The sequence below is a fragment of the Pedobacter sp. B4-66 genome, assembly GCF_018492665.1.
GTDB lineage: Bacteria > Bacteroidota > Bacteroidia > Sphingobacteriales > Sphingobacteriaceae > Pedobacter.
In genome coordinates this window covers 24,596-51,453 of record NZ_JAFVME010000004.1, presented here as the reverse complement: position 1 = coordinate 51,453, position 26,858 = coordinate 24,596, and the positions used below count along the sequence as shown (strand labels likewise).

The window sequence follows — 26,858 nt, the reverse complement described above, 5'->3', positions numbered from 1 at the left end:
TTAACAACATATCTTTAAATAGTTAATTATTAAATGAGTTAGAACGCTTTTAATGAGAAATTTTTTAAAAATTACCTGTGTTTTTATCCTTTTTCTGATAAATGGATGCGATCGTTGTGAGGGAATTGCCTGCTCAACGGGGCCGCCCTATTTTGTTCTGGAAATTGTTGACGCCGAAACTGGCATAAATGTTTTTACTTCCGGTAAATACGAATCAAAAAGTATAGCGGTTAAAGATCATAACAATCAGACTGTTTATTCTCGCTTTATAGCAGAGGATGATGTAAATATTATTGGAATAAACGTAGAAAGTAAAAAGGGGAAGCAGAAACTTACACTTAAAGTGGGCAATGATCTAGCCATCCCAATTGAAGTAAACGTAAGAGATGGCAAGGGAGAATGTTGTACTAATTATTTTGAAGATGGGGTTACGGTAACAGGATACGATTATGAAAAATCGAAAAAAACCTCTAATATCATTATAAAAGTGTAGCCAACTATAGCCTCCTAATTTTGCTGTTAGTTTAGCATCATAAGCATTGCGTTTTCTTTTAATGTTTGCGCGTCGATATGTTGTATAAAGTACTCGTCAGAAGTGAAGATGAAATCAATTTGCCCCTTAAAGTAGGTGGTAAATAGTGTTGAAGGGTTGCCAAAAGGGAAAATTGTTGATGGAGATTGTAGCGATTCAACTTCCAGATCATTGTACCTTTCTTTTATACTTACTTTTCCCATATTCGATAACGTAAAATCATGTGTTCCTTTGTCGGCCTTGGCATATTGTGTCATTCTGGGTAATGAAGGTAACAGGCATTCGCTATAGAGTAATACTGTATTCACATTCATTTCTTCAATTTTTTTTGACAACTCATCTTTAAATGCTTTCGCCTGACTCCAGAAATCAGTGGTTTTCTTTTTGGGCAGATCTAAACCAACCATTGCCGGGAAGGCGAAAAGCATATCGTTTTTAACGTCGGGAAGAAACTTTCGCATATCTACAGCGCAGTAAAGCCTGGAATTTGATTTAAAGGTTTCAATATCCTTAAAGCCTCTTAAAAATGCCACACTTAAAGCGTCATGAACAGAAGCTCCTTTTGATTTACATTTTTCAGCAATTAGTAACGATTCGTCTTTGCTCAATCTCCAATGCATAAAAAAAGGCTTTTCTCTTTTAATCTCTTTTTTGAAAGCCACAAGTAGTAAAACCACTTTTGCAACTTTAGAGAATAGTCGAACCTTTAATTTATTGGCCTTATTATCTTTTATTTCTGTTGGAATAAAGTTCTGAATTGAAGCAAAGGATTCATATGTGCCTAATTCCTTTTCTGGTTGTCCCAATAAGGTCAATGTTTCGTCTATAAGATTTAAAATGGACCTACCATCGCAAATACAATGGTGAGCAACAAATATTAGGTCTGAAACCTCAGCAGATTTTATCCATACTAATCTAAGCAAAGTGCCTCCACTGGTGTCAAATGGGGCTAAGCATTCGGTAATAGATTCTTTTTCCCAATCATTGGATGCTTGGCGATTAACTATGCGGACTGAAATTTTCTGAATTGGGTTCTGTTTAACGAAATAGGGGATGCGTGCCTCATCTTCCCAAACGTTAGCACTCAACAGAGGATGTCTGTTTTGGATTTTTAGAAGCGCGGCATGTAAATCAGATTCCTTTATGGTTCCTTTAACAGTAACAGATGAGACAACGTTTACAGCTGTTTTACCGCCAGCATACATTGTTCCTTCAATTAAAGATAGTTTTCTTTTCATCTCAACTATTTGCGTTATTGTTAGTAAAAGTACTAATTATGATACTAATTTATTTGCGGATATTGATTAATATATTTCTTCTGACTCAGAACCTTGTGTAAGACGCTCATTCAGGGTTCGGTCAAAGTCCATGTTGAGTCCATGGTGAGTCCATGTTTTTACGGTAAAACATGGACAGAAGATTGACGCTGTTTTGATGGGTGCTTGACTTATGTGAGTTTATTCCCTATTTATGAGTTGTTTTTTACTTTTGAAGAAAATATTATTGGGGAATTAGAGAGGAGTTTATAACCAAAAAATAGATTTTCCAGGACTGTTTTTAAAGCAAAAAAACCTTTAGAATTTTCTAAAGGTTTTTGAATGGTGGGAGATACTGGGTTCGAACCAGTGACCCCCTGCTTGTAAGGCAGGTGCTCTGAACCAGCTGAGCTAATCTCCCCGTAGTTCTACTCTTTTGTTTGAAAAAACCAGCTGAGTAAGCTGTTGGTATTAACCTTCGAATCCTCGTTAGGTTTTGGTGGGAGATACTGGGTTCGAACCAGTGACCCCCTGCTTGTAAGGCAGGTGCTCTGAACCAGCTGAGCTAATCTCCCCTTTGGTTCTACTCTTTTGCTATATGGCCAGCCGAGTTAGCTGTATTGTGCCCTAATTGTTAGGGAGTGCAAATATACACCTCTAATTTAAAACTCCAAAACTTTTGTGAGATTTTACGCAAGTATATCTTCTAAAACTTGATGCGAACGAATATCTCCAAAAGAAGCTGTGTGTAAGGTGTAGTAAATCAGTATTTTATCTAAAATGGCTCTTCGGGTTTTATTTTCTAATTTTATTTCATTTATTTTTTCGAAAGGCGAAGTAAATAGAGAAATGAAGAGAATTGCATCTGTTTTTTCTAAATAATGGGCATGTACAGGGAGCATCGATCTGAATTCACCTTCCTGTAAATCGAAGTAACTTTGGTCGCTTTTTGTTTGCATACTGGGTGCAAAGCCTAAATATCTTGATAATTTAAGTAGAAAAGCGAGATGGAAATTCACATTTTGTTCATTACTCTCGTCCAGCCAGCAAATCGAATTAAAAATAAAATCAAACAAGTGCTCATCTGCCATTTGTTGTCTTATGCTTTTGTACAATACTTCATTAATGAAAATGGCCATTGTACTTTTAATAATATCGTAAGGAATGCTGCTAAAAATAGGGGAAGGTCTGAGCTCAGAAACGCGTTGAATGCCAGTGTTGGCCTTATGGTACACTACCATATCTACAAGATGCAAAGGCTGCAGCATATTCATCCTGATTTTGGCCCTTGGCTTTTTAACGCCATTAATCATGTACGACTGGATTCCGAACTTTTCGGTAAAAATCTGCACCACCACACTGCTTTCACTGTAAAGCGTGGTTTTTAAAACAATACCTCTTGTTTTGTGCAGCATGACCTAATAAATTTTAGGAATGAAAATAATAAGACCAATTACTACAGCCCCAATAGCAGCTATTAATACACTCGCTGCGGCAACATCTTTAATTATTTTTGCTTTAGGGTTATAATCTGGCGAAACCAAGTCGACAAGCACCTCAATAGCAGTATTTATCAGTTCAGTTATCAACACAATGGCAGCGGCAACAACTATCCAAAGCCATTCATTTACAGATAACTTAAAGTACCATCCGGCCAAGGCAATCAATAACAGGGCAACTACATGAAACTTAAAATTGAGCTGTGTTTTAAAGGTATAAGCAACACCCGAAAACGCGTACCCAAATCCTTTTATAAACTTTAGCATAGTATCTTCAAAATTGAGAAATTATAGACGCAAAGTACGGTATGCTTTCTTATATATCCAATTGTTTAGCTAGAACGCTTAACTTTGGGTAATTTTTATACTAATGTCTGCAGAAAAAACATCCTTACATCCAAGAAATAAGCATCGCTTTAGGTATGATTTCCCTGAATTGATTAAGAGTCATCCAGAGCTTAAAAACTATGTAGCAGTTAATTCGTATGGAGATCAATCTATAGATTTTTCTGATCCGGCAGCGGTTAAGAGCCTTAATAAAGCGCTTCTTAAGCATTTTTATGGGATTTCTTATTGGGATATTCCTGCGGGCTATCTTTGTCCACCGATACCGGGGAGGGCAGATTATGTTCATTATCTGGCAGATTTACTTGCTTCTGTTAACAATGGGGTTGTGCCAACGCGAAAATCTATACGTGGTTTAGATGTTGGGATAGGAGCCAATTGTGTTTATCCGATCGTGGGGCATCAGGAATATGGATGGAGTTTTGTGGGCTCTGAAATCAATTCAGAAGCTATTAAAGCTGCAAAAGCAATTGTATCGGCTAATCCGGAGTTGGCAAATGCTGTAGTTTGCAGGCCTCAAAGCAATAAGCACCATATTTTTAAGGGTATTATTAAGCCAGGTGATTTGTTCGATTTCAGTATGTGTAACCCACCTTTCCATTCTTCGGCCGAAGAGGCACAGGCAGGTACAAAAAGGAAATTGCAAAACCTAGGCAAACAGAGGGGAAAAGGAGTAACACTAAATTTTGGTGGACAAAATACAGAACTTTGGTACGAAGGTGGCGAGGTTGGTTTTATTAGAAATATGATTGAAGAAAGCGCTGCTTTTGGTAATCAATGCCTTTGGTTTTCGACTTTAGTTTCGAAGAGCAGTAATTTGCCGTTTATTTATAAAATGCTTCAATACGCTAAGGTTGCAGAAGTTAGAACGGTAGAAATGGCACAAGGACAAAAGATTAGTCGTTTTGTAGCATGGACATTTATGGACTTACAGAAACAGGATAGCTGGGTTAAAACGAGATGGGGGCAGCAAGTTTAAGAGAAAATAGACACGCTAGCTTTTTTGTTTTTATAAGCTCCAATTTGTTCTCCGGTAGTATAATTTTTAAAGAGAAGCGAATCACTTTCTTTAAAACGCAATTTTAGCATACAATATAAATGGAGGCATTTAATCCAGTTTAGTGCTGTGGCTTTATCTTTCCAAATTTCCGGGTATATGAATACTTCGTTCCCTTCAATTTTTAAAAGATTCTTTTCCTGAAGTTCTTTAACATTTGCAATAATTTTGGCCGTTTGAGCGGCCAAATGTGCGGTGTGTTGTACTTTCTTTTTTGCGTATATCATAAGAGATTTATTCTAACAATAAAGCGTCGTCTTCGTCATCTGTAAGGCTTAGTTGGATACTGTCTGTTCCTGCAATGCCTTCAATTGAGCCTCTAATGTGTGCCGCATTTAGCATTACTTTTTCAAGCTGTTTTTCTCTTGCTTTCCACAGTTTCTCCATGGCATCGCGCTCTCTTTGGATAGATAGTTTCATACTCATAAAACCTTCTCTAATGGCTTTCCATTGCTCAGAGAACTCATTGCTGGTTAAATAATCATAAAGCATATGCATTTTGTCGCCACGGTTTTCCTGAGATTTTGTAGCCCCAAAAAGTTTTACTATTCCATCCCTCAAGATATATGAAACGGCCTTTACTTCGTCAAAAGAGCAAATCCATACGCCATCTTTTTCGCCAAAACAATCCATCCCTTTCGGATAGGTTTGGGTTACAATAACGGCAACATCAACACCCATGCTACGCATATCCTTTTTTAATTTCTCAATCCACTCCATTGAGAAATCCTTGGTGCGCTTACTTTCATAGATGATTTTGCCACATTCCTGCCCAAATTGGTTCCTAACATGGTGCACGCAGTCGGCACCTCTAACACCTTTACCAACTTCAGAAATCAGGTCGAAAGGGAAGGCGTTTCTAAGTAATTCTTCTAGAATTAACTCTTGTACCTCACCTTGTAGTTGCATGGAACCTTGCTCAGCTTTACGCTTCATCTCTTCGGCTAGCTTTTTCTGATCGTCGAGCTGTTTTTCTAGTTCTTTTACCCTTAGCTGATGTTCAGTTTCTTTTATGCTGTTTTTTTCTGCTTCTTGCTTTCTGATTTGGTCGGTCATATCAGCACGCTGCTCTTGTAGCTTACGCTGCAATTGAAGCTCCATTTCTTCTTCCTTTTGCCTCATGGCTTCTTCCTTTTTTAGGAATTCGAGCTCTTTGGCGCGGGCAGACTTTAGCTTTTCTTCGCTTTCTTTATTGGCATTGTCGAGCATTTGCAGCTTATTCTCGAAATCTGTAGCGATGCTTTTGCGCAAGCTTTCCTCCAAGGCAGTTTGAAGCTGTTTCTTTTCTTCAATTAATTTCTCCTCATAAGCTTGGGCTTGCTTTTTTTGCTGTTGTTCAAAGGCAAGCTCCTGCTGTTTCTGCTGAGTTAGAAATTCGGTTTGTTTTTTAGCAAATTCCTCTTCCTTTTGTTTTGTAAAGGAAACCATCTTTTCTCTGAGGTCTTTTTTATATTCCTCAGCCATTACCTCTTCAATAGGGAAAGTATGTGCGCAGTTAGGACATTTTATTTCGGTTGACATATATGAGTATTATGGAAGTTGGTTAATAAATAAACTATCTGCAAATTTCATTGATACACTTCTGGGTTCATCATTTTCAATTTGAATGTTTAATGAGCCATCAAAAGCAATTACTTCAAGTACTTTTATTTTAGTGCCAATCGTAATCTTTAATTTTTCGAGATATTGAAGAAATAAAGTAGATGTATCTTTAACGGCGGCCACTTTGCAGTTTTGGCCAGATTTTAATTCTGATAACAGTGTTTTTGCAATGGCCGGCATATCTCCATTTGCTTTTGGAATCGGGTCGCCATGTGGATCAAATTCAGGAAAGTTAAGGAACTCTTCTAACTTGTTTACCAATTTGGCTGATTGTATATGTTCCAGTTGTTCAGCAACTTCATGAACTTCATCCCAGCTAAAATCAAGCTTTTCATATAAAAAAGTTTCCCAAAGCCTGTGTTTTCTTAAAATAGCGATGGCATTTTTCCGGCCACTATCTGTAAGTAATATTTTGCCATACTTTTTGTAGGTAACCAGATCTTTCTCCTTCAGCTTTTTTAGCATGTCTGTTGCTGTAGCAGGTTTAACACCCAAAAGGGCTGCCATTTCATTGGTGCCTGCCTCGGGTTTTTCATCGTTTTGAAAGCTCAGTTTTAATAAAGCCTTTAAATAGTTTTCTTCTGTATAAGATAGCATCGTACAAACTTATCGCTTTGTGGAGGAAATAAAGATAATAAATATCAAATTGTAACTTTTAAATTCAATACGTTAACTTTAGGGCATGATCTACCAATCTACCTATCAGGCAGCAAGGATTATTGCCCCTAAAGTTGAGGCTATTTTTGCCGCGCACCTTGCAGCTGCCAGAGATAGCGGAGAAGATGATCTGGCTCCTTTGCCTACTGCAAGCATTGTAGAGGCTATAATTGATGCTACTTTTTGGGCTAGTTTACGTAAAGAGGAAGGGCATTCTCCGAAAATATCGCTTGCGTTTTTACCACCTCAACAGGCAGGAAATCCACTGTTATTTAAGAATAGATTACCCTTAAATCCAGGTACATTAACCAAATTGGCACCAGGTGTTGAACGGGCAGGTATACACCTTGGCGTTTGGGAAGAAGATGGTGCGCTTTACATTTGGGGAACCACAGTTAGTATTCCAAATTTTTGTTTTGTACTTGATGTTTCTGAACCGGCATTGCTGGTAATAAAGCATAGAAGAATTTATGGTTTCGGTAAATTCACTAATATAGCTGTTCTTAAAGGCGACCAGGTAAAAATGGTTGATGGAATGAGTACTAGCGTACCCGATTGTCCGCCGATGCTTTTATCATTGCTAGATCTTACTGCTCCTTCCTATTGGAACGATTCTGTAAATGTGCTTATTCAATTGGCCGTTTCTATGAGGGCCCATGGAAGAGGGGGGACTTTGCTGGTAGTGCCTAATGAAGCAAGCAATTGGTTGCAATCTATTATAAAGCCTATTCAATATTATGTGCAACCATCTTTTTCAGGTTTGTCTAAATTGTTGCAACAAGATCGTAAAGAAGCTAGTCAGATTTTCTGGCAAACTGCTTTAAAAAGAGAGGTTGAGCATCTGGCAGGTTTAACTGCTGTTGATGGGGCAACGGTTATCAGTAATCAGTACGAATTGTTGGCTTTTGGAGCAAAAATAGGACGGGCAAAAGGTAAGGATAACGTTGATGAAATTTCCTTTTCAGAACCGATAACAGGAGGTGATGCAATCGTAATGCATCCGTCTAAAGTTGGTGGGACAAGACACCTTTCGGCTGCTCAATTTGTTCATGATCAGAGAGATGCTACAGCTTTAGTTGCCTCTCAGGATGGTCATTTTACGATTTATACCTGGTCTGAATATCAGGATAGGGTACAGGCCCACAGAATAGACACGCTTCTGCTCTAAATCAGGAGAAAATAATCGCTCCAACAATTACACTTATAAACAGCAGGATCATTACTATACGATCAGCGGTAATCCATTGTTTTCTCGTTAATTCTTTGTGTATTTCCTCCTCTTTTCGCCTGGCGAAAAAATTAATGAAGGAGTGAGTTTTAGTTAACATAGGTAGATGGTTTTCAGGTAGATGCATTTGATTAATGCAAACTGTGAGCCAAACTTATGTTTGCCTGCTAAAATGTTGATAATTATGATTTATCGTTAACATTTCTAACCAAATTTTCGGTTTTCTCGGGAGAATTAAATATTCTGATTAAAATTATAATACTGTATATCAGGTTATTGTGAGTTTATTTTAATTATTTATAGTACTATGTATTGCATATTACTATATAAAACATATAACTTTGTATTATGATAGCAGAAAATACGCAAACGCAAATGCGAAAGGGCATACTGGAATACTGTGTGCTTCTTATCATATCCAGAGGTGAAATTTACGCTTCGGATATTATAGCCGAATTGAAATCGGCAAGGTTGCTTGTGGTGGAGGGCACTTTGTATCCTTTGCTTACCCGTTTAAAGAACAACGGATTATTAAGCTATAATTGGGTTGAGTCTACATCAGGACCGCCTAGAAAGTATTATTTACTTACTGAAAAGGGTAAATCAATATTAGGGCAGCTTGACTCTACATGGCAGGAGCTTGCCTATGCTATAAACACGTCAAAGAAAGTTGCCGATAATGAAACCAAGGACCAAATAAATCTTAACAAGTAATGAAGAAGACACTCAACATAAATATTGGCAATTCCATTATTCATATAGAAGAGGATGCCTATGAAATGCTGACAGTTTACTTAAATGAAGTAAAACAGCATTTTGCAAAAAGTGCAGATGATTTCGAAATTGTAACCGACATAGAGAACAGAATTGCAGAGATGTTTGGCGAAATGTTAAATAGCCAACAAAAGCAGGTGATTAATATTCAGGACGTTCAATCTGTTATTGCTCAGATGGGATCGGTAAAGGACTTTGAATCATCTGAAGAAGAGGAAGCAGAAGAATATATTGCTCCTCCACAATTTAGTGTGAAAAAACTTTACAGAGATACGGATCAGGCAATGATAGCCGGTGTATGCTCAGGCTTAGCTCATTATCTGGATGTAGAATCCCGCTTGGTAAGACTGATTGCTATTGCCACTATTTTTCTGGGTGGGTCTGGTATTTTAGCTTATGTCGTGTTGTGGATTATGATTCCAAGAGCTGTAACGAAAGCAGAGAAGATGACGATGAGGGGTGAAGAAGCAAATTTACGCGGATTTGCCAACAGTTATTTGCAACCATTGGTTCATCATTCGAGAGGTTTTATAGCTGAGTTTTTGGATGTATTGGGTAATTTTATAAATGGAACCGGAAAGGTTATATTCAAAATTATCGCTGCCGGGATCATTGCTTTTGGATCAATAGCTATTTTATCTCTAATTGTTATACTTGCTGCATTGCTTGGAATATGGGATTCGAATATTTATCAGCTGTTTCCGCTTAGTATCATTAATCAAGAATATATAACTGTATCAATGTTTGCTGCTTTTATAGTTTGTGTAATTCCTGTTTTGGCTCTTGTTCTTTTTTCAGTTAGAGTAGCATTTAATAGCAGACCAATGAATAAGTCGCTTTCATTTGGATTGTTGATTATTTGGCTTGCAGGTGTGGCTGTAACTACATTCTATGTCGTAAAAATAGGTTCTGAATTTAAAGAGGGTGCTGAATTTACTCAGGTGAATGATGTTAAAACATTTCAGACTTATACTTTAAATATTGATAGAACAAGGTTTTTTACAAAAGAGGATAGCTTGCGCTATAGTATTGATCCTGGAAATTACAATGGACGAAGAATCTTAACTGATCTTGATCATAATTTTGATGCCCCTAGAAACATCAGGTTGAATATTGAAAAAAGTGAAAATGGAAAAACCTCTTTAAGTCAGTACTACAAAGCAAGAGGTAAAACTTTTGAAGTAGCATTAAAGAACGCTCAGAATATTCATTACGATTTCTTACAGCATGATTCTCTATTAACATTTAGTCCGATGCTGCAATTTGCCAAAACGGGCAATTGGCGCGGTCAGGAAGTTGATCTAACATTAAAAGTACCTGTTGGGACTAAGCTTAACATAAGCAAAGACTTTAGCCGATACTTAGATGGCTACGGCTATTGGGATTGTAATCACGATTCAAATAGTGAATTCACGGCATGGAAAATGACCGATGCCGGAATTAAATGTGAGCATGAAGAGGCTGAAAATAACGGGGAGTAGCCGATTATTTAACAGTATAGCGGTAGACCGAGCGGGATACATTTCCATCTTTGTCTACCCCTTCTATTACCGCTCTATATGTGCCGTTACCATCTCCATTATAATATTCTAAAGATAATGCTCCGGTAGCATCTGGAACTACTTTAGGGTTCCAATATATTGTGCTTCTTAAATCATTAAAGTTATAAGTGCTGGCTGCATTTACATATTTAGGAGAATAGAACTCTCTTTGAGTACTGAATCCTTTAGGACTAAACTTTAAAATGTTTGCCTCAGGCATAAGCTTTTTAAATTCTGCTAAGCTCATTTTTGTACCCTTAGGGGCTTTTTTCAAGTTTACAACTAATACACCATTTGTTCCGTACAATCTATTTACTGTTCCCAACTCATCTTTAGGGAATACTTCAACCGATTCTACATCTGAAGATTGAACGGCAGTTAATGCAAAGTAATCACTTGGTGATCCGTTAATGAAAATTTGTACAGGTGTTTTGTTCCCCTGATTGTAATCTCTTGTTACATAAAAGTTATTCTCAAAATAAGTTAAGCCCATAGCTAAAGTTTGCAAGCAGAGTGCGAATGTATTACATCCCTGAAAACGATCTCCATCTATTGTGGTTCCTGTAATATTGCTTAATCCGGATAGTGAAGGATAATCGGCATGACTAGGTTTTTTTACTTTAGCGCCCTCAATTTTTACCTCCTTAAGTGTTCGCAGGTAGTTGTATTGTTTTTTACTGTTATTTAAATAAGGGGCAAGGGCACTGTCTATATTAACTATTTCGTCGAGTTGTTTAGGGTTTTTGGAAATAGGGGCGGCTACCTGTCCATCAAGCATTATCATTAGGTTAGAGCCATTGGCGCTGTATTTAGCATTGATAACTACTTCTGATGAATCGGGAATGTTAAGGTTAGGGAAAACAAATACACCTGTGTTATTTGTTAATGCCTCTGCGGCATATTTACTTCCGGTAACAGTTAATCTTAATGCTCCTTTTCTTACCGGCATACCAGTACGATCTCTTAAGGTACCTGAAATTCGCATGTCTTGCTCAGGTAACATTGTTAGTGGAGTAAGCTGACCCGTCATGATGTCTTTGAAATTAAAACGTCGGTAACCTTGGGTAAGCATTAATACATCCAGATCGGCCGATTTCTTTTCATCAGGTTTGTTGAAATAGTAATTTGGTTTTTCAATATAACCTTTCAACTCAGATGTAAGGAGTAAAGAGCTTAATATGGTAATCTCGTTGTCTTCGTTTACTGGTACTTTCTGATCATCAGTAACAGAAATAGAATAACTTCCATCAATAGGTGTTGCTCCATTCTTTGCTGTTACGGTCATTTTTACCTTTTGTCTTGGTTTGTAGGCAGGCAAATCTGTCTTTAAAGCTACATTTATTGTGCTTTTCGGATAATTGAATGCAAGTCTTTCACTTACGGGGTCTCCGGCTTCGTTGAATAGGGTGATTTGTGTGATACCTGAAGGAAATTTGTCTTTAGGGATTTTAGCGTTCGTGGCTAAGCCGTTTAGCTTGGTTTTAGCTGCGTAATAGACGATTCCGCCATTGGAACCAACAATAAATACTGATTTTCCTTTATTGGCTTCAAAATATGCTTCGTTAGCAAAAATTTTAAGAGCAATAGCTAATGGATCTGTATTGGTTACTTGAAGTGTTATCCCAGATTGAACTGATTTTGGCAATTCGTAACTCTTGGTCGTACCATCTTTAAACGTGACGTTAGCAGTATATGTTTTTGTATTTTCTGTATTTAAATAAAATGAGCCCATACCCAGGTGCGCAGATGTAAAGTCTGTAAGTTTATTACCTCCGTTATCAGTGATTGTGCCTTTTACGTCGATACCTAATCCTGCACCATTTATTGCTTTAAAGCCGATTCTTGTGGCTACACCACTAACTAACTCCCCACCTTCTGGAAAGAATTGAATATCATTGGTGTTTTTAACCGGCTTAAGTTTGAAGTTTGATGTGACTATATCCGTTTCACTTAAGCTTACGTCGGTTATAAGTTCGCCATTGGTAATTGGCTCGTTTTTACGCGAATCAATCCTGATTTTTAAGATTCCATTCTGGTCTGTAGTACCTTTACCTTTACTTACAACGTCAAAATTTGAGGTAACTTTCCAGTTTACGGTTTTATTAGCCTGTGCAACATTTTCGCTGTTCTTAAATTGAACTATGGCCTCAATACTCTGGTTTTTATCTGTTTGATTCGTTTTATAGCTGAAATGTGTAATCAGTTGCTTATCTATCGCTTCGCCAACCGGAATGGTTTTGCTAAAGAAAAAGTCTTCTCCAAAGTTTAACATCCATAAAGTATATGCTTTAATGTAGTAGTTTCCTTGTTTGTAAATGCCTGGGGTAAGCGGGATATTTCCGGTAGCAATCCCCTTTACAACGGGTAATTTTACGGTTTGAACTAAAGAGTCTCTATTATTTATAATATCAACATAAACTACCTTGCTTAAAATGGAAGGAAGATTTTGTTCCATTGTTAAGTATGTCTTAAACCAAATAGTATCAGCTACGCTATAGTAAGGTTTGTCAAAGTGTACATAAACCCTTTCCGTCGGACGTTCTTCCGCGAGTTTTTTGGATTTATTCATGATATTATCTAAAACAATACTGTCTTGCTGTGCATATGAAGAAAGTTGCACGGCAGTTGAAATGAATATAAGGGCAATTACAAATTTTACGAATCTCATCAAAATGAATATATGCTGTTAATCACGCTAATATATTCATTTATGAACTGAATAGGTTAGTTGGATCGCATCTTTAACATATTTTGACATATCATTGCGACTCAGGAAGGGCTCTAATACAAAAAAAGACCCTGAAAATGAATTCAGAATCTTCTTATTTTTTTTGTTACGTTGAACTTAGTTCAACCTTCTGGCCGGTTTATTTAAACTCGATTACAAAATCTGATAAAGGTGTACGTACCTTTTTAAGGTTTGCTAACCAGTCGCCACTTGCATCTCTGTATCCTAATGGAAGTAATGTAGTACTGCGTAATCCTTGTTCTCTTAAGCCTAACAATTCATCAACTCCTGCTGGATCGAAACCTTCCATTGGAGTAGCATCAACTTTTAAAATGGCAGCCTCCATTAAAGCAACACCAAAAGCGATGTAAGATTGTTTTGCTGCGTGATGGAAGTTTTCTTCCTCAGTTTTTGCAGTATATAAACCTATAAGTCTATTTACATAATCAGCTGTTGCAGATTCAGGTAATCCACGCTCATTGTTGGTATGGTTAAATACCGCTTTGATGCGTTCTTCTGTATAATTATCCCATGCAGCAAAGATTAATAGGTGAGAACAGTCAGTAATTTGAGATTGTCCGTAAGCCACTTCTTTAATTTTTTCTTTTAATTCTGGGTTGGTAACTACAATAATTTTAAATGGTTGTAAACCTGAAGATGTTGGCGCTAAATGAGCAGCAGCTAAAATCTGATCAACTTTATCTTGTGAAACTGTTTCACCATTCATTTTTTTTGTGGCATATCGCCAGTTTAAGGCTTCAATTAAGCTCATATTCAAATTCTTTAGTTTATTTCTTTGTTTTAAGCACTTATATTTAGCTCTAACGGGAGCTTTAAAAATAACAGTGTTAGCAAATGTAGTAACGTTAGTTTGAACAATAAAAAAAACTAAAGCTTATGACTTTTAAATGATAACAAACTTTTTTTGGGTTTGACACGTTTATTACTATGCATGCATATAAATAAATCTAACCAAATATGAAAAAGTTAATTCTATCAGCAGTATTATTAGCCACTGCCTCTCTGTCATCACTAGCACAAGAAAAAGGCTTTTACATTAAACCAACAGGTAGTTATTTTATGAAAGTAACTCCAGTTGAATTTCCGGCAATAAACGGCCAATTAGCAAGAGATAAAACTACAACTATTACTGGAACTGGCGCAAGTGCTACCACGACTACTTCTGAAACTGCATTAACAGGTTCCTTTGGACAAGGCTTTAGGGTGGGATTAGTAGGCGGTTATCAGTTCAACAAGATTATTGGTGTTGAAGTAGGGCTTAATTATTTTAATAGCGAAGAGCAGGATATGCTGAAACAAACCGTAATTAATAATGGGACAAATGTACTAAGTCTGCATGCGATAGGAAAGGTGAAAGCGTATGATGTTGCACCCGCATTGGTTTTCCGAATTCCGAATGCAGGAAAGTTACAACCTTATAGTAAAATTGGTGTAATAGTTCCTGTGGGAGGATATTTGCAGATCAATACTTCTGTAGATGATAAAACAGGGCAGATCGCGGCCTCACAAGGAACAGTATCTCCTCCGGGTACTCGCACAACTCTTGTTTTGGCCAGAGAAGAGCGCATTAACCCAAGACCTACTATTGGTTTTCAAAGTGCTTTAGGATTTGATTATAAGATTGGTAATAATATAAGCTTGTTCTCTGAAATTGAATATCGAAATGTTTCTGTTGGAGGTAAGGATAAAGAGCTTAGGAAATATGAAGGAACAGCAACTGTGGTGGTGAATGCAACTAATACTCCGGCAGGGTCAAAACAGCTAACGCTTGATGATCAGCCCAAAGGAGATAGGGATGTTAATTATCACAAAACTATAAATTCATCGATGAACGTTAAGGGGCAGGCTAATTATGACCCAACAAAATCATCGGATGATTTAAGATCATACATTAATATTGGTGGACTTGGATTGAACGTTGGTGTTAAAATAGGAATATAAGTACATTATTGAGGCCATTCAATAAGTGTTTTTTATAACTTTATGAATGGCCTCATTTAATCTTGTTTATTTTTTAAGAATATATTTTTCTGCCAATGCTCCTGTAATTCTATTTCCTTCAAGATCAAGTTGAGTTAAGGTGTTCTCTCCAACGAAAAACTGACTTGGTCTATCTTTTAGGCCTTCAAGAGAAATTTTTGACCCGGTTGCGTCCCATTTAAAGCTTCCTTTTTCTTCAAATACTTTATCGCTTTTACCTTTATATATTGTTTTGACTATAAAAGTCATGTCTTTGTTAAGGGTTACTTCTGTTTCAATTCCTTCGCAGTCTGCACACGGTGTGATGCCTTTATAGGTGCCATTCCAATCAAGAGAAGTTTGAGCATTGTGAGTATCTACAACTGTTGTTGTATCTAGTACTGTTGCTGTATCTATTAAGGATGCGTCAGTGTTTTTTTGTGATTTGTTGGAGTTACTACAGCTCCATAGTAGTATTGAAACTATTGCCATTGATAAGAATTGTGTTTTCATAGGGGATGATGTCTATTTTGATTGAGTGCATCAAATATTAAACCAAGAAAAAGAGGGTGTTCCAAAAGCTAATTCTATTGTTTGAGTTTTGCTTTAAATACCTTTTCAAGTTTTTCCATTTTAGGTAAAATCACAAGACGGCAGTAGGGTTTATTCGCATTTTTATTAAAATAGTCTTGGTGATATCCTTCTGCGACATAAAATGTAGATGCTTTATTTATAGCAGTTACCACTGGTTTATCAAATGCCTTGGTGTCATTCAGTTCTTTTTTATATTTCTCGGCAAGCTGTTTCTGCTCTTCATTATGATAGAAAACGACTGAACGGTACTGGGTGCCAACATCTGCACCCTGACGATTTAAGGTTGTTGGATCATGGCTTTTCCAAAACACTTCGAGAAGTTCTTCGTATTTTATTTTCGCAGGATCATATGTAACCTCGATTACTTCTGCATGACCGGTAGTTCCGGTACACACATCTTCATAGGATGGATTAGTCACATTACCCCCCTCATAGCCTGATTTAACCTCCTTGACTCCATTTAAACGTTGGAAAAGGGCCTCTGAGCACCAAAAACATCCCATGCCAAATGTGGCCTTTTGCGAATTTTTAGACTGTGCATCTGCACCAATTGCTGATAAAAGGACTAGGATCATAATGAATATACTTTTCATAACTCAAATACTAATTTGAAAATCTTTTGTAAAGTAAACTTACGCTGCTTGAGGCGATATAGTTTTCGATTAATTTCAATTCTATTCTAACTTTACAATTATCTGATAATTTTATTTTCGGTCTGTTTGTGTGAATAACTTAAGGTAGTTATTTGTAGAATGTTATACAAGTTACGGTTTCTCACTTAAGGTTTATTAACAATTGTTTCTTAAATTAGATTGTTATTACTCATAAAATAAATTACTATGTCAACACCTTATATTCCTTGTTTGGACCTTGGTTCATACATCAATGGAAATGAAGAACAGCGTAAAAAATTCTCTGACGAACTAGGTCGGGCGTTTAATGATTCTGGTTTTGTAACCATCACTAATCACGGGGTAAGTCAGGAATTAATCGATCAATTGTATAAAAATATTCAGTCAATGTTTGGGCTTTCTCCTGAACAGAAGAAAAAATACGAAAGAGTTGAGCTGGCAGGACAACGTGGTTATACCAGCCCAGGAAAAGAAACAGCAAAAGGGGCTAAAACGGCTGACTTAAAGGAGTTTTGGCAAATTGGTCAGGAAGTGACCGATAATGATCCGATAAAAAGCCAATATCCAGATAATGAATATCTTGAAGAAATCCCTGGATTTAATGAAGTAACCCGAGAAATTTATCAGCATTTGGAGAGTAATGGTAAACATTTGTTACGTGCAATAGCTACTTATCTTGAGTTACCTATAGATTATTTTGATAAACATGTACATAATGGAAATTCGATTTTAAGAGGAATCCATTATTTTCCTATTCAGGATCCTGAAGCATTGCCGGATGATGCTGTTCGTGCAGGTGCACATGAAGATATCAATTTGATTACCTTACTAATTGGCGCAAGTGCGGATGGTTTAGAGGTGTTGACAAGAAGCAATGAGTGGTTGCCAATTAAGGCTCATCATACTGATATCGTTGTAAATGTTGGAGACATGCTGCAACGATTAACAAATAATAAATTAAAATCTACCACCCATAGAGTGGTGAATCCACCAAGGGAATTAATGAAAACTTCACGTTTTTCGGTTCCTTTCTTTTTACACCCACGTTCTGATATGGACTTAACAAGTCTTGAATCTTGTATCGATGGAAGTCATCCTAAAGCCTACGAGGACATGACTGCAGGTGAATATCTTGATGAAAGACTAAGGGAGATTGGGTTAAAAAAATAAAAATGTAGTGATCTCTTCGAAGAGATCACTACATTTTTACTATTACTGAATTTTTAGGCAATGTAGGATGTTTTTCCTTCTTTTATCTTTTTGATGTGCAGAAGGCAGGAGGTATTAGCAGTTTTTAATATTTCTTCAATGCGGGTAGTTATCATTGATAATTCCTGTTCGGTTATTTTAAATTTGTCACTGTATCGCGCATCACCAAAACCCTTGAGCAGCAGACCTATCAGCCTGGTATCTTCAGGAGTTTTTTTAAAGCTAGTGAAAGAAGATTCCGGTATTATATTGTCAATTAATTTCATTAATCGGGGTAATCCATTGGTGTTGGTACGATAGCCGGTCAGCACTCGCAGCATTCCTGAATAGCAATGCTGCAATGCCTGATGGAGCATGTAGACCGAGAGGTTGTGGTTGTTGTCATTCTTAAAAAAGACCGCTCCTCTTAAAAAGCCTTCAGAAAGGCTAAACCACTGGAGCCAAAAGGCTTCCCGTTTGATGATTCGTTTATTGAGCGGAGTACCGGAGGCGGGAACTACAAAGTCCTCTTTTTCATGATCGAACAGAACGGTTCCTTTCTTGTATATTGTGGTAAAAAATGAACTTCCATTTTCCAGGGCTTTATTAATCTCTTCCATCCTGTGTACAATAATAGTAACATTAGCCAGGGTTTTTAAACCTTCTTCCAGTTGCATCTGTATAACTATGTCTGCAAGTGTCTCGCTGGCCTTTGGAACCACAAGTAAATAATAGCTGTTTTGTAGTTTTACTTCGGGTTCATTCTCTGAGGTTTTAAAGCAACTGTTGTTTTGAATATTGTTAATAATACTGCCAAAACAGATGACCTTTTCTATTGCAAATTTTGAAAGGAGAAGTTCTTTAATGGCTTCAAGTTCTAGAGCATCTGCAGTTGGTTTGTCGCTAACGGTCGAAGGAGATAGATTTTGTTTTTTCATGATTAATTCAATTGATAGAGTTGTCAGTCTGTTTCGGACTGTGCATTAATAAATGAGTAGCTTCAATAAACTTTAATAATTGCCTGAAGGCAAGTTCTGTCTTGTGTTGATTTTTAGGTGTGATTTTTTCAGAGTTACTTAGGCTGTATGTAAGCCACTTGTGAAGAAGCATTTTCCATTTATGCATCTTTTTAAATGTGAAAAAACTTTGTATTGCTAGAAAAGGGTTAATTTGTTCTTCAGAGCTGTAATTTTTTGCGATTGATAGCGCTTCGTTTGCTGCTTTATAGTTGTTTTGATAGCTTTGCAACTCACCTTTTTGATGCATCAGCCAGATCGTTTCGATCAGCTTTACCAGGCACTCCTGTAAATGGATCAGATTGCCCGGATTGTTTGCTTTTTTCCAGAAATTATTTTCATATAGAAGTTTTTTCCATGCTTTTAAGCCAGTATTTATATGGTTGATGTCAAGGGAATAAGTAAAAAAATCTTCAGCGACGTCAGATGGTTTTGCTAGACATTCATAAGATAAAAGCGTCGGACGGTCATAATCAATGGCAAATTTGGTTTCTTTACAGGACAGAAGGTCAGGGAACATATGGGCTCCGTATTGATAAATCTTGTATCCTTCTGTGATCAGTTCAGATATATTAAAGAAATCTGATGCCAGGTCGTTGTCTTGCGTGCTAAAGTAATCATATTTATTGCTTTGCATGTATGACGCATCGAGTGCGAGCTGCAGGTAGGAATAGATGTCGGACCTGTTGAATCCGTTATAGTTGTTGTCAAAGAAATTGCTGAGTACAGTTTGGCCTTTATCCTTTTCTTTATGTGGATCTTTATTTCCTAAGCGTGCAAATAGCATATTGAGGCTATCCATTAATTCAGAATCTGAACTTTCATCGGGGATACTGTTTAAAGGAGAACTTAGTCCCGGACTGTATTTATTGATTAGCCAGAGGGTGTCTGTTAATCTTATTAAATCATAGCAGAGAATATAAAGATCTGCCGGATCATAATTCTTCCACTCATGATCTTTATAGACGTTTCTTTGAAGCGTCCAAAGACCATTTTGAAAATCCTTCATAGTTCTTTTGGTGAATAGTTCGTTAAGTACCAGATAAGGACTTTCGATTTCTTTTTTGATAAGTGAGCTGGGGTACGGTTTGTAACAACAAAATTTGTGATACTTCATAGTTTCTGAATTATTTGAATATTTTTACAGCCTGCTTAAAGTCATATGACTTAGCTGCAATCATAAGACAAGTATGCGCTCTTTTGATATAATAAAAAAGTTAAATGACTAAATAAATGATAGTATTTTGAAACAAACTGATATACAGGGAGATAATTTTTCTTCACGTCTAAAGGAAGTAAGAGTGGCTAAGGGTATGACTTTGGAGCAGTTTTATGGTCCTGTGACTGAACATGTGAGTAATTGCTCTGCTATTGAGAATGGAAAGCGTAAAATAGGAAAAAGACTATCAAAAGATATTATTGGTTGTCATCATATCAATGAAAGTTGGTTAGTAACGGGTGAAGGGGAGATGTTTGATAAAGCGACGTCATCATCAGCGGTTGCTATTTCAGAGCAGGATTGTCAAAGTGTGCCTTTTTTTAATGTAAATTTATCTGAGATGCATTTTGGTGGGCAAGACCTGTTTATGGAGTCGCCGGAATATTATGTCAATTTTAGACCATTTAATGATTGTGATGCTTATTTGCCTATTTATGGTGATAGTATGTATCCTAAATATGCAAGTGGTGAAATTATAGCAATCAGGGAGATCCGGAATTTTGATATCATTCAATGGGGAGAAGCGTATCTGGTGGTTGCGGATGAGCGAGCCAACAGTATTGTGACCGTAAAGTTACTGTTTGAGCATCCTGATGAAGGGAAACTTATACTTCGTTCTTCCAATCCCAATTTTAAAGGAGACACGGTAATCGGGAAGGAATTCATTAAAAAACTGTTTATTGTAAAGGGTAAGGTGACGCGCAATCAGTTATAGTAAAGAAATTTTATACTCTGCAACAAGGCCCAATTTTGCTATTTCTCTCAGCAAAATTGGGCCTTGTGATAAAATTAGGTTTATTGAGAAACCTTATTCTTTAGTGAATTTAATTTCCATGGTTTTCATTTCTTTGCCATCAGTGGTCATGTACATTTCCATTACATGGGTTTTATTGTCAACTATTTTGTGCACTTCCCGTACATCCATGTCTTTACCTGTCATTGGGTCTACAGTTTTACCTTTAAGAGTAATTGATTTAGTTGCGTCATCCCAAGTACCTTCCATTTGCATCATTCCAGTGCCCATGTTGTCAACCCAGGAACTTACAAACACTTTTTTTGCATTATCATAGCCCATAAGACCCAGACCTTCAAAAGGTTTCCCCATCATTGTTCCTTTAAATGAGGACTGTTGATAGCGACCACCGAGGATCATACTTTGCATACAGGAACCTTCGCTTTTTGTTGGTGGAGCATCAGGGCTCATCCACATAGTCACCTCAGCCTTCCATGAACCATTGTCATTAGCCATCATTTTATGCACATCACCAGGTGTCATGTATGCTTCCCAGGCTTTCATCATCGCGTCATCAGGTGTTTGAGCTCTACATACTACGACAAGCATAAGCAGAGCTGCAATAATTGATATTTTTTTCATAATTATAGATTTAAGGTTATATCTAATTTACGAAAAAAACGACTCTATATCGACTATGATGGTTGAATGTGTAAAGTTGTGTAGTGTTTGTGTATCAGTCTTTTGTATTGTTGTTTTAAGCTTGTTTAAGGTTATTTTGTTCCCTTGTCAATTGCCTTGTTTATTACGTCTTCTATTCTGCCTCTGATTTTCATTGTGCTTAGTTTATCGGTAACAGAAGGATTAACTCTGTTTGAAAGAAATATATAAACCAAACCTCTTGATGGATCAACCCATACACAGGTGCCGGTATAGCCGGTGTGACCATATGTTTGTGAAGAAGCAAGTTCTGAAGGGTATTTTTTTGTTAGATCAGGATCCCATCTGTCAAATCCTAAGCCTCGTCTGCTAACCGGAGATTGTCGTTGAGTAAACATATCTACAGTTTCGGGTTTGAAATATTGCTGACCACCATAAGCACCCTTATTTAGTAGCATTTGATATAAAATGGCTAAGTCATTTGAGCTTGCAAATAAGCCAGCATGGCCCGAAACACCACCAACTAAGGCCGCTCCCTGGTCGTGTACATATCCTGTCAATAATGTTTTTCTGAAATAGGTATCGTTTTCTGTAGGGATGATCTGATCTTTGTTGAATCTATTTCTAGGCAGAAATCCTGCGGTTTGCATACCTAGGGGTTGATAGAAATTTTCACTTGCATATTGATTTAAAGGCTCGCCACTAATGCGCTCAACAATATCTTTCATTACATACATGCTAATGTCGCTATATACATATTTCCCCCTTGTTTTGATAGGTGCATTTAGCATTTTGGGCCACATCACATCTTTGAAGTAATCTTTTCTTATGTAATATCCATCAGCCACTTTTGTTGGAAAAGCTGCTGATGAATCGGCGCTATGATCTGTGGGTTTGATAGCGTCGTGGAAAGGAATGTAAGGGATAAATCCTGCCTGATGTAACATTACCTCTCTTACCTGAATATTGTTCATAGCAGTTGCTCTTGCCTTAGGAATGTAGGCTCCTATGTTTGTATCCAGTTTGAGTTTCTTTTCTTCAAAAAGACGCATAACAATTGGGGTGGTGGCGGCAATTTTGGTTACAGAAGCAAGGTCAAAAATATCATTAACCTTATCAGGACTTCTGTCATCATAAGTGTGGGTGCCGTAGCCTTTATTGAAAATAACCTTTCCATTTTTAGCTACAAGGACAACAACTCCGGGAGTGGCTCGGGCATTAATGGCTTCGGTGGCAATCTTATCTATTTCTTTTAGGTTTTCAGTATTTACGTTGGCATCTTCAGGAAGTGTATATTTTAGGCGGATAGGAAGGGTTGTGAATCCTGAGTTTGCGGTATACTTAGGTGAAAAATTGGCCGTAAGTTTTTTGCTGACCCCTATTCCTCCGAAAATTACCTGTGGGATAATTTCGGCAGCTAAAGGAGTGTTTTGGTCAGTCCAAATAATTGGAGCTTTAATTTCATCAAAAGACGGAAGAGTTCTGCCATCTCCGAATAAGGAAACAATGACTTGCTTATTGTTGGCTAAGTTTTTAATAAGGTTAATATTCCGGATCTCATTTGCTGCAGTTGAGGTGAGGGAGACAATGATGGTGTTGTAGTATTTCAAGTCATCTTCAAGATCATTTAGCGCTGCAGAGTTTTGATAGTTGGCAGAAGAGAAAGAAGTGATTTTTGCGTATTTATTTAAAAGACTGTCAAATATAGTCTGGCTGGTTAGACCAAGGCTAACAGATGCTATGTTCTTTTTGTCGAGATTTAGCAGAGGGATTATGTTTTCATGGTTATTTAAAAGTACTGTATTGTTCTCGATAGTGTTTAAAATAGTAAGGGTTTGTTCATTTTGTTGGTGGTTCTGAGCACAGGCCGTGAATGTAAATAATGCAAGGAAACTAATTGCAATGATACCTGCCAGGTTATTCTTTCTCATATATGTATTTCTCCCTTAATGTAGGTTTTGTTATAGTAAACGTAATTATTAAATTTTTGATGTGTTGAGGGCGTTGTAAATATAATGGTAATTTTATGGTAATATCTGGTCCATGAACATCAATTATCTGAAAAGAAGAGCCGATATGAGGCTTATTTTGCATAAATTAGCAACCTTTACCAAGGAATATAAATGTCAGATATTATACAACTTTTACCCGATAGTGTTGCTAATCAAATTGCGGCAGGAGAGGTGGTGCAGCGCCCGGCATCGGCAGTAAAAGAGCTATTGGAGAATGCTATAGACGCAGGAGCCAATAAAATTCAATTGATTGTTAAGGATGCCGGTAAGGCATTGATACAAGTTATAGATAATGGGTGTGGGATGAGCATTACGGATGCTCGTATGTGTTTTGAGCGCCATGCTACTTCAAAAGTTCGAAAAGCTGAAGATCTTTTTGCAATTAGAACGATGGGCTTTAGGGGAGAAGCAATGGCTTCTATTGCTGCTATTGCTCAGGTAGAAATGAAAACCCGCAGACATGAAGATGAAGTAGGAACTCTGATTGAGATTGAGGGAGCAACTTTTATAAAGCAAGAACCTGTGGCTGCGGCTGAAGGAACAAGCATTAGCATAAAGAACTTATTTTATAACACTCCTGCTAGAAGGAACTTTCTGAAAAGTAATCCTGCGGAAATGCGCCATATCATTGACGAATTTCAACGGGTAGCAATGGCAAACCCTGCTATTGGCTTTAGTCTTCATCATGATGGGGTTGAAATTTACAGGTTACCTGCGTCAGCTTTAAAGCAACGTATTGTTCACTTGTTTGGTAATAACTACAATCAACGCCTAATTCCGGTTGAGGAAGATACTTCTATCATTAATTTAAAAGGATTTATAGGTAAACCGGAATTCGCTAAAAAAACCCGGGGTGAGCAGTTCTTTTTTGTAAACAATCGTTTTATTAAAGATCCTTATCTTAATCACGCTGTAAACAGAGCCTATGAAGAGTTGTTGCCTGATGATAACTTTCCGTTGTATGTTTTGTTTATCGATATCGATCCTGCGAAGATTGATGTAAATGTACACCCTACTAAAACTGAGATTAAATACTTGGATGAAAAGTCGATTTATGCGATTCTTCACTCTGCTGTAAAGAGGTCTTTAGGGAGGTTTAATATTAGCCCAACCATAGATTTTGACCAGGAGACTGGCTTTAGTAGCATGATTACTCATAAAGCACCTGAGGAGATAGTGCCGCCTAGTATTAGTTTTAATCCTGATTTTAATCCTTTTGCTGGGGATAAGCCTGCGCCAAGAGATTCATCTTATAGTCAAGATACCTCATATGCAAGTTTTTCTAAAAACTATGGATCCGGGGGTGGTAAAATGCCGACAAGTACAAAAAACTGGGGCTCTCTTTATGAGATTGCAAATCATAGTCCTGCTCAACAGTCTGCTCTTGAATTAGCAGGGACCGAGGCTGACGACCAATTTGTTCCGGTACAGAAGCAATTGATGCAACTTCATAATCGCTATATCATCTCGCAGATTAAGTCGGGCCTTATGCTTATAGATCAGCAATCCGCACATGAAAGGGTTTTATATGAGCGTTTTATTTTGCATCTTGAAGATCGAAAGGGCGCATCACAGCAAAGTTTATTTCCGCAAACGGTTACTTTAAGTCCTAATGATTATGAACTGGCAAAAAGTTTACTGGAGGATATAAAAAGTTTAGGTTTCGAAGTAAGGGAGTTTGGTAAAAACACACTAGTTATAGAGGGAATTCCTGTCGATCTGGGAAGTAATAATATCAATGAAACTCAGTTATTTGAGCACCTGATAGAAGGGTTTAAAAACTCTCAACAGGAATTAAAACTGGATAAAAGAGATGCATTGGCCAGAAGTATGGCAAGGAATAGTGCTATTAAAAGTGGTACAGTACTAGGCCAGGCAGAAATGAATATGCTTATTGAGCAGCTTTTTGCTTGTAAAACTCCTAACTTTAGCATAAGCGGAAAGCCGGTTATACAAACAATTGGATTGACAGAACTTGATAAAAAATTTGATAAATAATGAATAACATACATATACCGCCGGTGGTAAAGAATCTGTTGATCATCAATGTGATTTTCTTTGCCGCAACTTTTATGTTTAAAGATAGTGAGGGTGGTTATTTACTTGTCGAAAAACTCTCGGTATTTTATTTCGACTCTCCTTTTTTTAAGATCTGGCAGCCGATTACTTACATGTTTATGCATAGTCCCGAAAATTTTATGCATATTTTCTTTAACATGTTTGCTGTATACATGTTTGGAGGGGTATTGGAATCGAGATGGGGAGCTAAGCGCTTTCTTAATTTTTACATGATTACAGGTCTTGGTGCATTGGGTCTTCAATGGGCGGTTCAGGCATTTGAAGTACACCAAATAGTGGGTACGGCTATACCTGGACAAACATTGTATCATTTGCAAAACCTTACCGCATCTCAAGTTGAAACGCTATCTGGGATTTATAATGGACCAATGTTAGGCGCTTCGGGGGCTGTATTTGGATTATTGGTAGCTTTTGGAATGCTTTATCCTAATACGGAATTATATATTATGTTTATTCCGGTGCCAATTAAAGCCAAATATATCATACCAGTATACATTCTTTTTGAACTAACAATGGGGGTTGCACAAGTACAGGGGGATTCTGTTGCTCATTATGCCCATTTGGGAGGTGCATTAATTGGCTTTATTTTAGTTAAGCTTTGGAAAGATAAGGACAATAATAGATTCTATACGTATTATGAATAATAGTGTATTTAAGGATATAAAGAACAAAATATTTCATTCCGGCGATCCGTCATATTTATATATTGGCATAAACACGCTTGTTTTTGTTGTAGTAGCACTCATAAATGTGCCGTTTTTCCTGTCAGGAAATGGAGTTAATTTCGACGGAATAATAAGAGAGTATTTTGGCTTTCCCGCTTCATTGACAAAGCTTCCTACGAGGTTTTATACCATTCTTACCTATCAGTTCTTCCATGAAGGCTTTCTGCATTTACTATTTAACATGTTGTGGCTTTATTGGGTGGGCAGAATCTTTTTAGATTTTCTGAAACCACGTCAATTCCATTTTGTGTATTTGGCTGGAGGTTTTGCAGGAGCGATATTGTTTGCTTTGGCTTTTAATATTTTCCCGGTATTTATTGGGAGTGTATCTGTCGGTAGTGTCATTGGCTCATCGGCAGCTGTTATGGCTATTATAGTGGCTACCGCTACATTGGTTCCAGATTATAGCATCAGACTTTTATTATTTGGTGATGTTAAACTGAAATATTTGGCAATTGCCTACATAGTACTTGACTTGATTGGAACTACATCTCAAAATGCAGGAGGTAGTTTTGCACATATTGGAGGGGCAATTATTGGATTTACCTATATTAAGATGCTTCAGAATGGAACAGACTGGAGTAATCTCTTTAAGAAAAGACCAAAATTAAGGGTGGTTAAAAATAATTCGCCGAAATCATCGGTAAAGAAAAAAGAACCATCAGTCGATCAGAATGAAATAGATGCGATTTTAGACAAAATTTCTAAATCGGGATATGATAAACTAACAAAAGAGGAAAAGGAGACCTTGTTTAAGGCAAGTAATCACTAATGCTTATAGTTTAGCAAGAGGTAGGGGGA

General features: G+C 37.2%; 25 protein-coding genes and 2 tRNA genes. 11 read left to right on the top strand and 16 right to left on the bottom strand.

Going from position 1 to position 26,858, the window contains the following annotated elements; genetic code table 11:
* Window positions 1-52 precede the first annotated feature (52 nt).
* Entirely contained in the window at window positions 53-493 is a 441-nt protein-coding gene (locus J1905_RS08675; protein ID WP_214226910.1) for a hypothetical protein, read from the top strand.
* 26 nt (window positions 494-519) lie between these two features.
* Here J1905_RS08675 and J1905_RS08670 read toward each other — a convergent pair whose 3' ends face one another.
* From J1905_RS08670 to J1905_RS08650, 5 genes are all read right to left on the bottom strand, one after another.
* Window positions 520-1,770: a condensation domain-containing protein gene (locus J1905_RS08670; protein WP_214226909.1), complete on the bottom strand. Its 1,251-nt coding sequence runs from the start codon at window positions 1,768-1,770 to the stop codon at window positions 520-522.
* A gap of 361 nt (window positions 1,771-2,131) precedes the next feature.
* Window positions 2,132-2,209, bottom strand: a tRNA-Val gene (locus J1905_RS08665).
* 76 nt (window positions 2,210-2,285) lie between these two features.
* A tRNA-Val gene (locus J1905_RS08660) sits at window positions 2,286-2,363 on the bottom strand.
* A 114-nt stretch (window positions 2,364-2,477) separates the two neighbouring features.
* Window positions 2,478-3,203 carry a DNA repair protein RecO gene (gene recO / locus J1905_RS08655; protein ID WP_214226908.1) on the bottom strand — a complete coding sequence of 242 codons (726 nt, stop codon included), beginning with the start codon at window positions 3,201-3,203 and terminating at the stop codon, window positions 2,478-2,480.
* A gap of 3 nt (window positions 3,204-3,206) precedes the next feature.
* The gene (locus tag J1905_RS08650) at window positions 3,207-3,554 is read right to left on the bottom strand and encodes a diacylglycerol kinase family protein (protein WP_214226907.1); all 348 of its coding nucleotides are present in this window, start codon (window positions 3,552-3,554) and stop codon (window positions 3,207-3,209) included.
* A 103-nt stretch (window positions 3,555-3,657) separates the two neighbouring features.
* On the opposite strand from J1905_RS08650, the gene rlmF reads away from it, so the two are divergent.
* Complete coding sequence (gene rlmF / locus J1905_RS08645; protein WP_214226906.1) at window positions 3,658-4,611, top strand: 23S rRNA (adenine(1618)-N(6))-methyltransferase RlmF; 954 nt, start codon at window positions 3,658-3,660, stop codon at window positions 4,609-4,611.
* Here the strand turns inward: rlmF and J1905_RS08640 are convergent.
* From J1905_RS08640 to J1905_RS08630, 3 genes are read right to left on the bottom strand one after another with little or no spacing between them, the layout of a single operon-like run.
* Window positions 4,608-4,916 (bottom strand): hypothetical protein, encoded by a 309-nt coding sequence (locus tag J1905_RS08640; protein ID WP_214226905.1) that lies wholly within the window; start codon window positions 4,914-4,916, stop codon window positions 4,608-4,610. The genes rlmF and J1905_RS08640 overlap by 4 nt on opposite strands.
* A 7-nt stretch (window positions 4,917-4,923) precedes the next feature.
* Window positions 4,924-6,210, bottom strand: coding sequence for a DUF2130 domain-containing protein (locus J1905_RS08635; RefSeq protein WP_250318050.1), 1,287 nt, complete (start codon window positions 6,208-6,210; stop codon window positions 4,924-4,926).
* A 9-nt stretch (window positions 6,211-6,219) separates the two neighbouring features.
* Entirely contained in the window at window positions 6,220-6,888 is a 669-nt protein-coding gene (locus J1905_RS08630) for a metal-dependent transcriptional regulator (protein WP_214226904.1), read from the bottom strand.
* An 85-nt stretch (window positions 6,889-6,973) separates the two neighbouring features.
* Here J1905_RS08630 and J1905_RS08625 point away from each other — a divergent pair, with 85 nt between their 5' ends.
* From J1905_RS08625 to J1905_RS08615, 3 genes are all read left to right on the top strand, one after another.
* The gene (locus J1905_RS08625; RefSeq protein WP_214226903.1) at window positions 6,974-8,116 is read left to right on the top strand and encodes a putative sensor domain DACNV-containing protein; all 1,143 of its coding nucleotides are present in this window, start codon (window positions 6,974-6,976) and stop codon (window positions 8,114-8,116) included.
* A gap of 408 nt (window positions 8,117-8,524) precedes the next feature.
* Window positions 8,525-8,890, top strand: coding sequence for a PadR family transcriptional regulator (locus J1905_RS08620; protein WP_214226902.1), 366 nt, complete (start codon window positions 8,525-8,527; stop codon window positions 8,888-8,890).
* Window positions 8,890-10,431, top strand: a complete 1,542-nt coding sequence (locus J1905_RS08615; protein WP_214226901.1) for a PspC domain-containing protein — start codon at window positions 8,890-8,892, stop codon at window positions 10,429-10,431. Before J1905_RS08620 ends, J1905_RS08615 begins: the two co-directional genes overlap by 1 nt.
* 4 nt (window positions 10,432-10,435) lie before the next feature.
* Here the strand turns inward: J1905_RS08615 and J1905_RS08610 are convergent, their stop codons facing one another.
* Entirely contained in the window at window positions 10,436-13,159 is a 2,724-nt protein-coding gene (locus J1905_RS08610; protein WP_214226900.1) for a carboxypeptidase-like regulatory domain-containing protein, read from the bottom strand.
* Between the two features lie 199 nt (window positions 13,160-13,358).
* The gene (locus J1905_RS08605) at window positions 13,359-13,991 is read right to left on the bottom strand and encodes an NAD(P)H-dependent oxidoreductase (RefSeq protein WP_214226899.1); all 633 of its coding nucleotides are present in this window, start codon (window positions 13,989-13,991) and stop codon (window positions 13,359-13,361) included.
* A gap of 206 nt (window positions 13,992-14,197) precedes the next feature.
* Between J1905_RS08605 and J1905_RS08600 the strand changes: the two genes are divergently transcribed.
* Window positions 14,198-15,181, top strand: coding sequence for an outer membrane beta-barrel protein (locus J1905_RS08600; RefSeq protein ID WP_214226898.1), 984 nt, complete (start codon window positions 14,198-14,200; stop codon window positions 15,179-15,181).
* Between the two features lie 66 nt (window positions 15,182-15,247).
* Here J1905_RS08600 and J1905_RS08595 read toward each other — a convergent pair whose 3' ends face one another.
* A complete protein-coding gene (locus tag J1905_RS08595; RefSeq protein ID WP_214226897.1) occupies window positions 15,248-15,712 on the bottom strand; it encodes a copper resistance protein NlpE in 465 nt (154 codons plus the stop codon).
* Window positions 15,713-15,786: 74 nt separating this feature from the next.
* Window positions 15,787-16,386 (bottom strand): peptide-methionine (S)-S-oxide reductase MsrA, encoded by a 600-nt coding sequence (msrA, locus tag J1905_RS08590; protein WP_214226896.1) that lies wholly within the window; start codon window positions 16,384-16,386, stop codon window positions 15,787-15,789.
* Between the two features lie 246 nt (window positions 16,387-16,632).
* Between msrA and J1905_RS08585 the strand changes: the two genes are divergently transcribed.
* Entirely contained in the window at window positions 16,633-17,595 is a 963-nt protein-coding gene (locus J1905_RS08585; protein WP_214226895.1) for an isopenicillin N synthase family dioxygenase, read from the top strand.
* A gap of 53 nt (window positions 17,596-17,648) precedes the next feature.
* Here the strand turns inward: J1905_RS08585 and J1905_RS08580 are convergent, their stop codons facing one another.
* Window positions 17,649-18,551: a HEPN domain-containing protein gene (locus J1905_RS08580; protein ID WP_214226894.1), complete on the bottom strand. Its 903-nt coding sequence runs from the start codon at window positions 18,549-18,551 to the stop codon at window positions 17,649-17,651.
* 7 nt (window positions 18,552-18,558) lie between these two features.
* Window positions 18,559-19,638 (bottom strand): hypothetical protein, encoded by a 1,080-nt coding sequence (locus J1905_RS08575; RefSeq protein WP_214226893.1) that lies wholly within the window; start codon window positions 19,636-19,638, stop codon window positions 18,559-18,561.
* 235 nt (window positions 19,639-19,873) lie between these two features.
* Between J1905_RS08575 and J1905_RS08570 the strand changes: the two genes are divergently transcribed.
* Window positions 19,874-20,563, top strand: coding sequence for a LexA family transcriptional regulator (locus J1905_RS08570; protein WP_250318049.1), 690 nt, complete (start codon window positions 19,874-19,876; stop codon window positions 20,561-20,563).
* Window positions 20,564-20,656: 93 nt separating this feature from the next.
* Here J1905_RS08570 and J1905_RS08565 read toward each other — a convergent pair whose 3' ends face one another.
* Complete coding sequence (locus J1905_RS08565) at window positions 20,657-21,223, bottom strand: DUF1579 domain-containing protein (protein ID WP_214226892.1); 567 nt, start codon at window positions 21,221-21,223, stop codon at window positions 20,657-20,659.
* A 131-nt stretch (window positions 21,224-21,354) separates the two neighbouring features.
* A complete protein-coding gene (locus tag J1905_RS08560; protein ID WP_214226891.1) occupies window positions 21,355-23,172 on the bottom strand; it encodes a serine hydrolase domain-containing protein in 1,818 nt (605 codons plus the stop codon).
* Window positions 23,173-23,364: 192 nt separating this feature from the next.
* Here J1905_RS08560 and mutL point away from each other — a divergent pair, with 192 nt between their 5' ends.
* Genes mutL through J1905_RS08545 form a run of 3 tightly spaced genes read left to right on the top strand, consistent with a single transcriptional unit; the run spans window position 23,365 to window position 26,829 of the window.
* Window positions 23,365-25,251 (top strand): DNA mismatch repair endonuclease MutL, encoded by a 1,887-nt coding sequence (gene mutL, locus J1905_RS08555; RefSeq protein WP_214226890.1) that lies wholly within the window; start codon window positions 23,365-23,367, stop codon window positions 25,249-25,251.
* Window positions 25,251-25,976: a rhomboid family intramembrane serine protease gene (locus tag J1905_RS08550; protein ID WP_214226889.1), complete on the top strand. Its 726-nt coding sequence runs from the start codon at window positions 25,251-25,253 to the stop codon at window positions 25,974-25,976. Before mutL ends, J1905_RS08550 begins: the two co-directional genes overlap by 1 nt.
* A complete protein-coding gene (locus J1905_RS08545; RefSeq protein WP_214226888.1) occupies window positions 25,969-26,829 on the top strand; it encodes a rhomboid family protein in 861 nt (286 codons plus the stop codon). The genes J1905_RS08550 and J1905_RS08545 overlap by 8 nt, the downstream gene beginning before the upstream one ends.
* The last annotated feature ends 29 nt before the right edge of the window (window positions 26,830-26,858 follow it).

Coding starts and splice junctions, on each gene's coding strand:
- J1905_RS08675 (WP_214226910.1), top strand. CDS start 53: ATGAGAAATTTTTTAAAAATTACCTGTGTTTTTATCCTTTTTCTGATA.
- J1905_RS08670 (WP_214226909.1), bottom strand. CDS start 1,770: ATGAAAAGAAAACTATCTTTAATTGAAGGAACAATGTATGCTGGCGGT.
- recO (WP_214226908.1), bottom strand. CDS start 3,203: ATGCTGCACAAAACAAGAGGTATTGTTTTAAAAACCACGCTTTACAGT.
- J1905_RS08650 (WP_214226907.1), bottom strand. CDS start 3,554: ATGCTAAAGTTTATAAAAGGATTTGGGTACGCGTTTTCGGGTGTTGCT.
- rlmF (WP_214226906.1), top strand. CDS start 3,658: ATGTCTGCAGAAAAAACATCCTTACATCCAAGAAATAAGCATCGCTTT.
- J1905_RS08640 (WP_214226905.1), bottom strand. CDS start 4,916: ATGATATACGCAAAAAAGAAAGTACAACACACCGCACATTTGGCCGCT.
- J1905_RS08635 (WP_250318050.1), bottom strand. CDS start 6,210: ATGTCAACCGAAATAAAATGTCCTAACTGCGCACATACTTTCCCTATT.
- J1905_RS08630 (WP_214226904.1), bottom strand. CDS start 6,888: ATGCTATCTTATACAGAAGAAAACTATTTAAAGGCTTTATTAAAACTG.
- J1905_RS08625 (WP_214226903.1), top strand. CDS start 6,974: ATGATCTACCAATCTACCTATCAGGCAGCAAGGATTATTGCCCCTAAA.
- J1905_RS08620 (WP_214226902.1), top strand. CDS start 8,525: ATGATAGCAGAAAATACGCAAACGCAAATGCGAAAGGGCATACTGGAA.
- J1905_RS08615 (WP_214226901.1), top strand. CDS start 8,890: ATGAAGAAGACACTCAACATAAATATTGGCAATTCCATTATTCATATA.
- J1905_RS08610 (WP_214226900.1), bottom strand. CDS start 13,159: ATGAGATTCGTAAAATTTGTAATTGCCCTTATATTCATTTCAACTGCC.
- J1905_RS08605 (WP_214226899.1), bottom strand. CDS start 13,991: ATGAGCTTAATTGAAGCCTTAAACTGGCGATATGCCACAAAAAAAATG.
- J1905_RS08600 (WP_214226898.1), top strand. CDS start 14,198: ATGAAAAAGTTAATTCTATCAGCAGTATTATTAGCCACTGCCTCTCTG.
- J1905_RS08595 (WP_214226897.1), bottom strand. CDS start 15,712: ATGAAAACACAATTCTTATCAATGGCAATAGTTTCAATACTACTATGG.
- msrA (WP_214226896.1), bottom strand. CDS start 16,386: ATGAAAAGTATATTCATTATGATCCTAGTCCTTTTATCAGCAATTGGT.
- J1905_RS08585 (WP_214226895.1), top strand. CDS start 16,633: ATGTCAACACCTTATATTCCTTGTTTGGACCTTGGTTCATACATCAAT.
- J1905_RS08580 (WP_214226894.1), bottom strand. CDS start 18,551: ATGAAAAAACAAAATCTATCTCCTTCGACCGTTAGCGACAAACCAACT.
- J1905_RS08575 (WP_214226893.1), bottom strand. CDS start 19,638: ATGAAGGATTTTCAAAATGGTCTTTGGACGCTTCAAAGAAACGTCTAT.
- J1905_RS08565 (WP_214226892.1), bottom strand. CDS start 21,223: ATGAAAAAAATATCAATTATTGCAGCTCTGCTTATGCTTGTCGTAGTA.
- J1905_RS08560 (WP_214226891.1), bottom strand. CDS start 23,172: ATGAGAAAGAATAACCTGGCAGGTATCATTGCAATTAGTTTCCTTGCA.
- mutL (WP_214226890.1), top strand. CDS start 23,365: ATGTCAGATATTATACAACTTTTACCCGATAGTGTTGCTAATCAAATT.
- J1905_RS08550 (WP_214226889.1), top strand. CDS start 25,251: ATGAATAACATACATATACCGCCGGTGGTAAAGAATCTGTTGATCATC.
- J1905_RS08545 (WP_214226888.1), top strand. CDS start 25,969: ATGAATAATAGTGTATTTAAGGATATAAAGAACAAAATATTTCATTCC.